Source organism: Paenibacillus sp. FSL R5-0473 (assembly GCF_038004565.1).
GTDB classification, from domain to species: domain Bacteria; phylum Bacillota; class Bacilli; order Paenibacillales; family Paenibacillaceae; genus Paenibacillus; species Paenibacillus amylolyticus.
The window spans coordinates 108,757-120,873 of the sequence record NZ_JBBORL010000002.1; the positions used below are offsets into that span (position 1 = coordinate 108,757).

Sequence of the window (12,117 nt, forward strand, 5' to 3'; positions counted from 1 at the left end):
ACGTATATGGGACGAGTATGTACCCGGTTCTATATCGATCTTTTATTAAGTAGATCATTTAGAAATAGTTTCTCCTACAGTCTTCACATCATTTTATTTGCTTTCTCAAAAGGATTAGCTATGGTAAAATACAGATATACCAACAGCTGTTAATGCCTATAAGTCCTAGCTTGCGCAAAAGGACAATTCTATTTCAATGCACTTCTCTTTCGAATGACCAACTATCTCATGCTGAGATACCTATTCCTTTTTAGGATGTATTGGTCATTGGAAAGAGTTAGTGTATTTTTTTGTCGTTTTAAGAATTTAGGAAAGAGGAGAAACTGTGATGGCTAAATTTATAAGTGAAGAAACGATTGATGAAGTCAAAAATGTTACAGCGTATGAATTGGCTGTACAAATGGGTTACAGCGTAAAAAGTTCAGGCACTTCTTGGGTCACGTATTGTCCCAACCCGAATCACTGCTCAGAAAAAAGACTTAAAACATATATCTCCAAATATAAAGGTATTTTTAAGTGCTTTGATGGAGGAGGTTGTGGTTGTAAAGGTGCAGATGCGATAACCTTTTATTGTTGGAGTCAATTCGGAGAATGGGACAGAAAACACTTTTTTAATTGTATCTTAGGAATCGCAGAGATCATGGGAATTAATGTTGCGTATGAAGATGGTCAATCTAAGCGTTCTGATGAAGATAAAACTCCCAAATATCAGGTGCGACCTTTCATTGAAGAGGTTAAACCGCAATCGGATGAAATATGTGATCGAGTGTACCGCAGATTCCTTTCCTTGTGCCCGATATATGAAGAACATGTCCATGAATGGAGATCTAAAAGAAAATACTCTGATCAAGAAATTGTAGCGATAGGGCTCCGGTCAGTGCCTAAGAGTTACAAAGAATTGAACATAATTATTCGTACATTATTAAGTGAAGGCTTCTCTTTAGAGCGCGTTCCAGGATTTACAAAGAGGCTTCGGAAAGGCGGAAATCCCATTCATGAGGGAGATTGGTTCTGGACTATCTCTGCATCGGGGAAATACTTTATTCCTTTGCGAAATGCAAGAGGGCAAATGATCAGATTGCGTGTATCAACCGGAAGAGATGATAAAAAGTACATGTGGTTTTCTTCTGCTCCTAACATTGAGTATGTTGATGATGTAAATGAAATGAGAAAAGCAGGTGCATCCTCTGGAGCACCATTAAACATCATTGCGCCTTCTTCAATACTTCAAGCTTGGGAGATAGGAGTAGAAGTCACTAAATATCTTGCGTCAGATGTTGTTGTTTGTAGCGAAGGCGAACATAAATCCTATATATCTAGCAACATACTTCAAAAACTATTAATTGGTGTACCTGGCGTAGGTATTTACAAGGATGTGATCCCCCTCCTTCGTCAGTGGAGAACCCAAAAGCTAGTAATTGCTATGGATATGGATGCTCTCCTAGACGAAACGAAAGAAGCAGGAAAGAATAAGTACGTATTTGAACATCTGACAGAGTTTGCAAAGCAAGCCTTAGATGAGGAGGGCATTGAAGTTGTCATTTGGTGCTGGGATCCACAATTGGGGAAGGGACTCGATGATATCTTATTGCAGTCTATTTTACCCATTGAAATAGACTTACGTACCAAAGCAAGACGTCTAGTTACTTTATGAGTGAGCGTTGTTAAACCTATTCTTTAGTATATGAGAAGGTAAACGCTCGTTGCGACGTTTAAAGTTATTAGACGCAACCGACGATTGGTGTTATTCCCCAAAGTGTAGATGCGCCTCATATGGCTGATGATAAGAGATATTACAAACGATACAACTTTAGATCGGCTCCTATGGAAGATTATGAAGTACGTGATGTAAGAAGAAGACATAACCATCCTAATTTGAAGTTGAACTTTTCTATACACTCCGATGAAATGAATATAGAGAAAGAATTAGAGGTGCAAGTATATAATACTTCTCCCGTGATAGCAGAATACTATGGAGTAACATTGTATATTGAAAAAAAATTCAATTAGTAAACAATGGTGGCTTTGTGTTTGATAAAGAAACTGTGCTGTTACATGATAATGATTAACTTACACCTGTCTTCCAGTTAATTCGAAATTTCACCTTACCCAATGCTATGCCAATTTGGGAAGGAGAGTCCTTTCTTCTGGGTACAATAAAATTGATACTGTAAGTGAAAAAGATTTGTATCATATAGGATGGAGGATTACCGGCCCTGGATTTAAAAACACTAATTTTAGTATAGTAAATCTGTAGCATCCTTCGGGGTGCTTTTTAAATTATTGACTGACTAGTAGTTATATTGGTCACTATAGCTGCATTTGTTTCATAAAACATAGGTAGTCTGACACTCGTTGTTATATAATTGTAGTAGAAAAGTAAGTGTAAAGTGAGAGCCAAGTGTAGTATGTACAAATACGTCATTATTATAATTCGCAAAGTTATGTGAGTGAAATAATACTTTCATTAACATGATGAATAATCATGCTATATGACATTAAATTTTCTTCTGAGGTTGCAGGTAAGCCATTTAAATGTACTGTTAAGGCACTAGATAAGGGTGAACTAGTCCGCAAGGTCACACTCGAGTATAGAGGAATCTACAAAGTCATTCCTGATAATCCAAACAAACTCAAGCATCGTGATAAAGTGGGTACATTAGTAGGCTTCAAAGTAGATAAGTTAAATAACCCATTGAAAGCTAGAATAAAGTTTGATGAAACTGGAAGCATAGGCTATGTGAAACTTGAAAATTTACATCATTTTAAAAATGAATAGATAAAACATTCTTTCATTCGGATGTGATGGCATGGTTAAAATTAATTTTCAAATCAACTGTAGCGACACAGGTGAAACCTTTGCCTCATATCCCGATTACCTAAATAGCAACCACTGGAAAGGGATCAAGGATTGATTTGGTGCATCAGTCTACGTTTTTCACATACTATAGTTTTAGTATTGAAAGAGTACATCGGGTAGACTTATCTTTTATTTAAAATGGAGATGCTTATGCATCCCCAACTTGTACTTAATCAATTAAACTTTTTTGGGTTCTTTATCTACTAATGTACCTGAGTTAATTGTATAACCGTAAATCACCTTGTATCTTACTTACACCGCCGTAATTAATCACTTGTATTCTATAAGTTCCCGCGGGAATATTGTTGAAGCTTCGTATAGTGTTTTGATCTGTAAAAGTCCCACTTACATAAATACTTTGTTCAAAACCATTAGCTCCAGAGCCTATTAATTTATATTGCACTAATGGATTATACTTAGGATCAACTGTTTTTTGATGTATCCAAATACTAACTTCTCCCGTATTGGACACTTGGAACCATGATGATTCATAAACAGAAGTAAGACTAAATGAAGTTGAATAGACCATGCTTTGAGCTAGTGAGACGGTAGAATTTGAAGAGGTTCGGTTATTGACTTTTGTGTCAACTTGAATGTTAGAAATATTTTCGTTCTCGTTTTTATGTTGCTTGTTTACATCGATTTCTGCCGATGCTGCTGAAGATATACTGCTCACCAGAAATCCAATTGATAAAAATGTAGTTATAATTTTTCTCATGAATATTGGGCCTCCATTATATAGAATATATTACATACTAAAGATAGTTCGACATCTATTTCAATTCACCTTCCATATTATGATATTTAATTACAGTATATTTATTTAATGTTAATTGTTACAAATGTCACTAAAGCATTCTCTTTATTGTTGTACTATATATATGTAATATATTTCTTTTATAAGGAGAGATTTGTATGAGAAAGAAAATGTTATTGCTTGGGTTAGTTTTCATTCTAAGTTTGCTCGGCGCCTCATCTGTTTTTGCAGAAACCAACAATGCAATTGTACACCCTAGTAAGTTGGTTGATACTGCGATTCCCGTAGTAGGTCAAGGTCAATACGGAAGATACGGTCTCGAAGTAACAAAAGGTCAAGTTCACATTATTTTGGATGAGCAGCAGGCAGACTATAGCTGGAAAAAAGTGCATGAATTCACATTGTATACTCCTTCTGGACCATTGGCTCACTATTATGATTACTGGATGAAAAATGGAACCAGATATACTATTACTTTAATTGCTGTAAGAGACACCGAACTTGGTGTTGGATATGTTAGAAACTAAGTGAATAAAAAGAGGACTGTCTTTCGGTCCTCTTTCTTTATATATAATTAATCTTTCTTAGAAAAAAGAAAAAGCAGCCCGAAGGCTACTTAAAATGTAGTACTGTATTGGAAAGATTATTCTGATACAATCAACCCACCCTTAATGATAACCTCTTCAGTTCCGAATCGCTCTCCGAAAAGGCTTCCTTTGAGAACTACACTTCCTTAGTTGTTGATACTACCTGCTATTTGACCTCCGCTCTCTACGGTTGCTTGGCCTCCAGAATCAACGCTCAGAATTCCATTGAGAGTGCCCTGAATTACTACCTCTCCACCATCAAGAACACCAATAGCCCCATTGACACTTCCCTTAACTGTCGCAATTGCGTTATTGCCTATCTCAAGCGCGCCTTCTATTGATCCTTCAACCAGAGCGTTCCAGATCGGACGATTATCCTTCCTATATATTCGCTTTAGACAAACTTCTGAATATAGCTACGATCTAAATTGAAAATCGGTACATCCTTATCTAGACCACATCTAGCTCCTATAGTTACCTCGTTTTCTGTTTCTAGATCGAATTGTTCTTTTGTAATGCAAACTCCTCGTTTTACCACGTAAGTTAATATTCTTCTCTTGAAACATCCCTATTTTCTAGTGAATAATGTATTTCGATTTTCATAGTGTTCTCGTCCTTTCATGTAAACTAACCCTCCTATGCATCCTGTTTAAATTCTAATATGTTCAATTTATTTGGAAGTTTTAATCATAACAAATGTGAAAAAACCCTTAATAAGTAATAATTTTAAATAATCCTGTTATTCCAAATCAATTGGTTGAAGTCCTCAGAACACAACAAGAAAAGTATGATGCTTTGAAAAGAAAACTGGGCAGAGAGTTTCTTGATCTCGATTTGGTTATATTCAATTTGAAAAATGGCGGTACTGTTTTTCCAAGTAATTATGATGAAAATCTATCCCAAAGATGTTAAAAGAGCAGATCTTCCACATATAAGATTTCATGATTTGCGACATACACATGCAACCTTACTATTGTCTAAGGATATCAATGTTAAGGTGATTTCCGAACGATTAGGACACAGTAAGATTTCAGTTACGTTGGACACGTACAGTCATGTGATACCAAGCATGCAACAAGAAGTTACAAACACTTTAGAAGAAATCGTATTTCTGTGACGCATCTGTGACGACTGGCATACTGAGAGCTTAAAAACCGTTGATACACCAAGGTATTTTGAACTTTTATATCATGTGCGGTGCAACTACCGTATGCCATTTTGGAATAGAGTCGTAAAGTACTGGTACACGTCATGCACCCATATGGGACAAGCTTGATAATATTTCAGTATAAAAAGGGATTTGTTAGACGAAAATGATGCTCCTTTTAACAATATGGATATAATCACATCAAGTGGAAAAAACATACCTATTTATATTGGCGACTTTGAAGATGGTTGCAGGAAAGGTAGCATTTATAACTGAGTGGTTCATTGATAAAAAAAGAACTTCGATAGTACTTCTCTTAGCCGCAGAAAACAAGGTCAATTTTCTTCAAGCTACATACGAGAATAATACTTTGAAATATGATTTAGATGAGTTAATGAGGGCTCAAGGTATTAAATAATTATAATATTGTAAGAGCTACCTCATTTCTGAGGTGGCTTTTACATGCCCATGAAAGCATACTTTTAACTAGCAGCGTAGGAATACAACATCGTATGTGTTTTTTAACACACAATTTGTATGAGAACTCAAACACATTATATGTGAGAGTCATCGCACATCCTGTTGCATATACATTGTATATGTTATATGAAAATGTTATATTATTCCTAGGAAACTAGTATTTTATTCAGCTTTCGTGAGTAACTAGTAGTCATATTATCAGGTGATCCAATCATAGAATGAACTGTCTAATCTAAATTAGATAGGAGATGATTGCATTGGCTGGCAAAAAAGGAGGAAAACGAATGGCTGTTAGTCTTCGTGAACGACCAACTCTTGAAGGAAAAGATGCAGAACGTTTTATTAGCAAAATGAAAAAAAATGAAGAGTTTATGAAAAAGCATGCTGCAAGAAAAATTAAGGAGTACCATGACAGACTTTCTAGAGGAGAATGAAAATTATACACTCACACACAAAATTATATCCATAGATGACCTAGCTCATTTAAAAAAATTTAAGTGTGGTAATGGTTCTATGGATCTTTTTCTTGCCGTTGAATCCTACCCTTCTCACATAGAAAGAGAATCAAGCACCACAGTTGTCTACATTAACGATAAACTTGTTGGGTACTATACGTTGCGACACATTAAATTGTCCTCATTGTTAACAACAATCACTCCAGAAGAAGATCGCGATGTTTTAGATATTGCACGACTAGCTGTAGATATTCAACTACAGGGGAAATATATAGGCACTGCAATAATGGAAAATATATTAAAAATGGCTGTTCAACTCAATGAACGCTTTATAGTACTTGATGCTCTAAAAGAGAAATGGAGTTGGTACGCTAAAAAATTTGATTTTGAGCCACTGTTTGAGAGTGACATAGAAGGTTCTGGAGAATTAGTTACAATGCTAATAGACTTGTACGATCAAGATTTGATAGAACGATACTATGACGAATAACAAATGAAATACCAAATTTACATAGAAATTAGCTATGGAAGCCTTATAAACAGGGCTTTTTTTATTTGTCCAAATTTTATATTGGAGGTGATTTTGCGTGACTGCCTTTAATCTATTTTTAATGTGTTTAAATAAGTCTGTAGTATATTGTGCAGATATTTTTTTGTCTGTCAGTCCAACAAACCATAACTTTCATCATATTAATTCGCAAATAAGTAAAAAAGTATCTCTGATCTCTTCTTGGGCTAGGAACTAGTTAATTTGAAGAAGATTAGAGGCTTTTGACAGAATGTCATAAGTGCAGCAGACGAGGCTTTTAAATTTAGGGTATCCGTCTGGCATCTATTAGACAAGCGAGAATACATCTTTGACTGGAGTAGACAATAGAAGCGTATAGAACAGTATCCGTGATGATCATGGAGAGATGATACTTTCGTAATACGTTTCGGTTTAGGTACAAAAAGGAGCCTTATTTAGTGGCTCCGGCTGTTGGCTCTTTCTGGACTAAGGATAAATCAGATGTCTACGAAGGAGGGTTTCAGTTTCTATTAGATAATATTCATATATTTTGCAGATTCACAATTGACTGTTACATGTACCTTAGATTCTGAAAGATCAATAAAACCAAGAGATGTACATGTTTGCCCCTGTAATTATCGATTTTTGATAGATTGGCAATAACCTTTTAATGACACTCAACCTTTCATAAGGAGAGTGGAGCAGGCGGAACATGGACAACAGAAGAGGAGAGGAAGGAGAGCAGAGGAAATATTGGGCATTAAAGTCAAAGAAACATTATCGAGTGATATCAATATCATTCGGGAGATTAGAAGACTTATTCGAAGGATTGATGATTTAACAATATTTAAAGACTTTACCAACATAGATTCGGTAGAGTCTGTTTGATTTCAGGGTGACAATTCACCTGAACCTACATATTTATCCTTCTTACTATTCCACTTATAATGCGCTACAGCAGCATCCCACCCTCCTTCAGGCAAATGACTTTTCCACACTTGTTTGATCTCACCTGATTTTAAGATCTTAATACTTACATCACCAATTATGGAGAGTTTCTTTTTAAGTGTTCCATACTGATACTTAAAAACAAATAGTTGAGTGTTTGAAGGTGGATAATCTAACGTTACAGCAACATGTGTCTCTTTTGAGGAAATATTAAGAATATGGAAAGTAGGATCTTCTTCGTTGTAATAATTTGTAACTATAAGTACAATAACACCTTTAGAGTTGATGAGGTAAAAGTTGCCTGAGTCAGTGATTAATAAATGTTCCTTCTTATTGTCTCCGTTTAGATCTACTGATTTACTGACTGTTACACGCTCTCTAGGGAATTTCTTTTCTAACAATGTCTTTGGATTTACAGTAGCAGCATCAACCAGAGTTATTGGTAGTAACCCAAAAAAAATTGATATTGAACATATCAATAGAAAAACTTTTTTCATGTGGGTTCTCCTTTTTCACGAATATCATTTCACTTGCACAAATTCGTCAACAAACTTTTGTCGATCATTTTCATTAAAGTATTTACTACTTAATTTCGATTTCCAAGCTTCGGGATCAGAATGAAGAGTATTGAAATCTACATTGAAGTAAGTTTCGGCAACAGATTTCTTCAAATTAACAGAGTATGTCTTTCCTTCGAATGGAATAGTTATCACAATGTTATCTGCATCGGTGAATTGTTTTAAAAGGCGTACTGATTCTTCCATGAGTATCTTATTGATTTCATCATCAGTAGCGAAGTATTGAGTATAATCTTCTTCTGAGGCTTCCGATTCAGGATTAGCTGACTTGTAGTTTACAAAAGTATTATGAAATTCTACATTTATGTTATGATCACCGACTAAAACTTCTTTTACAAAGGTACGCCCTCTAATGTTAGCTGTATATGCGAGTACAGCATCTTTATCCAGTGCTTGAGCCTTATCGTTAGCTTCGTTTACTTCGTCGACGCCTCCTTTATCTATTTGTTCCTCGGTCGCCACAGCTTGACTATCGAGTGCGGTTTCTTCGGGCTCTGGCTTTTTTTCCATGTTACCGATCGCTGCAATAACTACCACAATAACGACCCAAAACCACCACTTTTTGTAGAAAGGCTTTTTCAATTTTCTTCCTCCTGATATAGAAATAATTAACAACAGAACATAGTCTATCAGACCCAGGTGAAATATTCTATATAAATGTATGAGTGAGGTAGAAAGAGTACATTTATATAGAATATTTCACACAGATATAGAGTATCTCGCTGCAGCCTGAATACAATCTGGGGTAGCAATCTCGCATATATTAGACACCGAGAGCACATCGGTAACTATGTTAGACAGTAGAAGCGTATAGCACAGTATCCATTAAGATCATGGGGAAGAGGTACTTTCGAAATACATTTGAGTCTAGGGTACAAAAATAGGAGCCTTGTAAGGCTCCTATTTTTACTGAATATTCGATTAATTCAAGTATGTTCGGATAAAAAAAAGTACCTCCTCATCTTCAAAGAAGAGCTGGAGACCATAAAATGCCCCCAACAAAAATCCACATCCGGCCAATAAACAGTAAAATATAGAATTACCAGCCCTTGATCTACCGTAATGTTGCCCGCAGTGTGGGCACATTAAAGCGTCCGCAGAAATCATACTTTTGCAAGATTCGCAACGCATTAAGTTGTTAGCATTAAGTTGTTAGCATTAGGTTTAAACTTTCTTTTTATATTTCTAAACATTGCTTTAAAAGCTAGGATTGCAAGTACAAACATTGCGATAATGATCCCTATACCGAATAAATTACCTATTACATTATTTATGCGCTCGAACATGACGTTCCTCCAACTATGTAATCAATCCAGCACAGTCTATCAGACCTAGATATAATTTTCTATAGAAATGAATGAATTTTAGAAAATGAATACTTATCGAGTATAAGAAAAGCATCAACTAAGTGCATAGACGGTAGGTACTTCCGTAACGCGTTTGAATTTAGGGTACAAAAATGGGAGCCTTTACTAGCTCCTTCTCACTTAATTACTTATCATTAAACATCTTCATAAGTTCAGCTAATGCTATAAATCCACCGCCAATGCAAATTACGAAACCAACGAATGACCCGAAAATTGAATTGAAAGCTCCATTAGATCTACCATAGTGGTGGCCGCAATTAGGGCAAATGATAGCTGATATTGAGATAGTATTACCACACGATTGGCATTGTTCTAACTTTCGGTTAGATCGACCTTTGATCAATCTGAAGATATTGATAAAAAATGCTATTAAACAAGCCATACCAAATATAAACAAACAAGTAGTGATGAGACCGGCAATACCCAGAAGTGAGTAAGATGCCATATTATCAAACATTTTATTCCTCCATCTATGTAATAATCCAATTTATTTTATCAAACTCGTTTATCTATTTCCATTTATTTCTTTACATCTAAAAGACTCTGTGCAAATGAGCACATATCCATGTAATTAGTTGGTCGTATATTCACTTATCTCAAAGTCAAAATATTACAAAATATCACGTAATCAGTACGCTTGTTGAATGGACCTTTGTTGTTGCTGTATTTGTTGATAGCAAACTTGGCCGGGCCAGTTCCAGCCTCGCGATCATCGTTCCATCTGAGGAATGCATTTACATCACTCATCGGAAGATCGTTTCTTTATCCCAACCTGTTGTCAGGGTTACTACAAGGATGGCGCGGTCTCCAGATGCTTGTACTGGATACTCTTGGCTCACTATTTCTGATAGCCCAGATTCATTACCACTAAAATCAACTGCCAGTCTATTTTTGTATAGGATTTTTCGATATGAATAAGAGTTAATTTTAAGAACAATGATGCACTTTTAAATATGAAAAAGCTTTACCGACCTAAATAAGTCGATAAAGCTTTACCACTAAACTATTTCTTTCAATAAGTCCACGCTGTTATTTCTCACATTGCCCACTTCCTTCGGCACCTCATACGCTCGCATCTCAGATGCTTGATATGGCTTAAGAAAACCGAGCAACGATTGGACATCATCATTATCTCTTCCAAGCCACTCAGCCTCATCCTCAGGGCGCAAGATGACCGGCATACGATTATGGATAACCTCCATAAGACTATTTGGTTCCGTTGTAATGATGGTGCAGGTACTCAGTCTGTTTCCATCTGGATCTGTCCACGTGTCATACAATCCTGCCAATGAAAAGATACTATCGTCTTTCATCAGAATTCGCATCGGTCGCTTTGTTGATTCTTCTTTCTTCCACTCGTAGAATCCGTTCGTGGGGATGATACAGCGTTTGGAGCTGATCAGACGTTTAAAGGACGGCTTCTCTGCTAATGTTTCTGCGCGGGCATTAATCATTTTATTCCCGATCTTATCATCTTTTGCCCAAGTGGGCACCAGACCCCAGCGCAGAGCGCCTAATCTATTACCGTTTTTACTTCCGATAATAGTTGGGATGTACTGCATGGGTGCAGCATTATAGTTAGGCTTGTACTCAAATCCATCAGCAATAGATGCATAGTACCTATCCAAGATAGATTCTAAAGGGTCAGTGATTGTAAATCTACCACACATACAAAACACCTCCTGTATTGTGCTTACAATATATAATCATACACTGGTGTACGGGGTAATCTTAAATTTGGGGGAGTACATAATAACACCTCAACCTAATTATAGCGGTTTGCTATAAAGGATTGAGGCGGTAAGTTATGGAGAAAACGACATGTGTTGATCAGTTCATATAAGTTCGTTCAAACCATTCAACGGACTCTGTTAGACTCGCAATTCCTAATACGAAAAGACCTACTCCAAAAAGAAAACAGATAAATATGGAATCACCTAATCCGTTCATTTTACCGTAATGTTCACCACAGTACGGGCAAATAATAGCAGTGTTTGAAATCGAACGTCGACATGTTGTACAAGCCGTCATTCTGTCTATTTTTACACCTTTTAATCTTCTATAAATATTGATAAAGCTCTTAATAATAAACATAATTGATAATACAAAAAGTGATAATGTTAAAGCACCTAAACAAAACACACCAACGTAGTCACTAATTTCGTTAATCTTTTTACTCATAGAACAGTTAACCCCTCATTCAAGTTTAAACTCTTTTAATGGGTAGCAGCATCCGGAATTCTTCCAACTGGTTGTCTACCTAGCTACCAGCACCACGATTTTCTGATGGACTTATGTATTCGATATCTACACCTTCTCAGCCTTTCTAAGCCCGACCTACGTTTAATTATTTCGGCAACTCCTTAAAATACTCCTTCAACTGACGCTCAACGTGTATTGGCGCTTGATTTACCACTCCCTTACTTTGTA

The 12,117-nt window shown here is 36.1% G+C and carries 11 protein-coding genes; 6 read left to right on the plus strand and 5 right to left on the minus strand.

Annotated elements, in window-relative coordinates; all coding sequences use genetic code 11:
• Positions 1–328 precede the first annotated feature (328 nt).
• Complete coding sequence (locus MKY28_RS30445; protein WP_340938228.1) at positions 329–1,654, plus strand: DNA primase; 1,326 nt, start codon at positions 329–331, stop codon at positions 1,652–1,654.
• Positions 1,655–2,485: 831 nt separating this feature from the next.
• Positions 2,486–2,779 (plus strand): hypothetical protein, encoded by a 294-nt coding sequence (locus MKY28_RS30450; protein ID WP_091036803.1) that lies wholly within the window; start codon positions 2,486–2,488, stop codon positions 2,777–2,779.
• Between the two features lie 298 nt (positions 2,780–3,077).
• On the opposite strand, the gene MKY28_RS30455 is transcribed toward MKY28_RS30450, so the two are convergent.
• Positions 3,078–3,578, minus strand: coding sequence for a hypothetical protein (locus tag MKY28_RS30455; protein ID WP_091036805.1), 501 nt, complete (start codon positions 3,576–3,578; stop codon positions 3,078–3,080).
• Between the two features lie 197 nt (positions 3,579–3,775).
• On the opposite strand from MKY28_RS30455, the gene MKY28_RS30460 reads away from it, so the two are divergent.
• The 4 genes from MKY28_RS30460 (at position 3,776) to MKY28_RS30475 (ending at position 6,776) form a co-directional block, all read left to right on the plus strand.
• Entirely contained in the window at positions 3,776–4,144 is a 369-nt protein-coding gene (locus MKY28_RS30460; RefSeq protein ID WP_091036808.1) for a hypothetical protein, read from the plus strand.
• A gap of 946 nt (positions 4,145–5,090) precedes the next feature.
• Positions 5,091–5,321, plus strand: coding sequence for a tyrosine-type recombinase/integrase (locus tag MKY28_RS30465; protein WP_256332416.1), 231 nt, complete (start codon positions 5,091–5,093; stop codon positions 5,319–5,321).
• A gap of 767 nt (positions 5,322–6,088) precedes the next feature.
• Positions 6,089–6,265 carry a hypothetical protein gene (locus MKY28_RS30470; RefSeq protein ID WP_165789821.1) on the plus strand — a complete coding sequence of 59 codons (177 nt, stop codon included), beginning with the start codon at positions 6,089–6,091 and terminating at the stop codon, positions 6,263–6,265.
• Complete coding sequence (locus MKY28_RS30475; protein WP_340938232.1) at positions 6,213–6,776, plus strand: GNAT family N-acetyltransferase; 564 nt, start codon at positions 6,213–6,215, stop codon at positions 6,774–6,776. The genes MKY28_RS30470 and MKY28_RS30475 overlap by 53 nt, the downstream gene beginning before the upstream one ends.
• A 908-nt stretch (positions 6,777–7,684) precedes the next feature.
• On the opposite strand, the gene MKY28_RS30480 is transcribed toward MKY28_RS30475, so the two are convergent.
• From MKY28_RS30480 to MKY28_RS30495, 4 genes are all read right to left on the minus strand, one after another.
• Positions 7,685–8,239, minus strand: coding sequence for a hypothetical protein (locus MKY28_RS30480; protein WP_340938234.1), 555 nt, complete (start codon positions 8,237–8,239; stop codon positions 7,685–7,687).
• Between the two features lie 24 nt (positions 8,240–8,263).
• Positions 8,264–8,902, minus strand: a complete 639-nt coding sequence (locus MKY28_RS30485) for a hypothetical protein (RefSeq protein WP_340938236.1) — start codon at positions 8,900–8,902, stop codon at positions 8,264–8,266.
• A 1,783-nt stretch (positions 8,903–10,685) separates the two neighbouring features.
• Positions 10,686–11,357, minus strand: a complete 672-nt coding sequence (locus MKY28_RS30490) for an SOS response-associated peptidase (protein WP_340938239.1) — start codon at positions 11,355–11,357, stop codon at positions 10,686–10,688.
• Between the two features lie 160 nt (positions 11,358–11,517).
• Positions 11,518–11,868, minus strand: a complete 351-nt coding sequence (locus tag MKY28_RS30495; protein ID WP_101314327.1) for a hypothetical protein — start codon at positions 11,866–11,868, stop codon at positions 11,518–11,520.
• Between the last annotated feature and the right edge of the window lie 249 nt (positions 11,869–12,117).

Bases quoted from the DNA above. Each gene is read 5' to 3' on its own strand.
- MKY28_RS30480 (WP_340938234.1), bottom strand. From the start codon at position 8,239: ATGAAAAAAGTTTTTCTATTGATATGTTCAATATCAATTTTTTTTGGG.
- MKY28_RS30445 (WP_340938228.1), top strand. From the start codon at position 329: ATGGCTAAATTTATAAGTGAAGAAACGATTGATGAAGTCAAAAATGTT.
- MKY28_RS30465 (WP_256332416.1), top strand. From the start codon at position 5,091: ATGAAAATCTATCCCAAAGATGTTAAAAGAGCAGATCTTCCACATATA.
- MKY28_RS30455 (WP_091036805.1), bottom strand. From the start codon at position 3,578: ATGAGAAAAATTATAACTACATTTTTATCAATTGGATTTCTGGTGAGC.
- MKY28_RS30460 (WP_091036808.1), top strand. From the start codon at position 3,776: ATGAGAAAGAAAATGTTATTGCTTGGGTTAGTTTTCATTCTAAGTTTG.
- MKY28_RS30495 (WP_101314327.1), bottom strand. From the start codon at position 11,868: ATGAGTAAAAAGATTAACGAAATTAGTGACTACGTTGGTGTGTTTTGT.
- MKY28_RS30450 (WP_091036803.1), top strand. From the start codon at position 2,486: ATGCTATATGACATTAAATTTTCTTCTGAGGTTGCAGGTAAGCCATTT.
- MKY28_RS30475 (WP_340938232.1), top strand. From the start codon at position 6,213: ATGCTGCAAGAAAAATTAAGGAGTACCATGACAGACTTTCTAGAGGAG.
- MKY28_RS30490 (WP_340938239.1), bottom strand. From the start codon at position 11,357: ATGTGTGGTAGATTTACAATCACTGACCCTTTAGAATCTATCTTGGAT.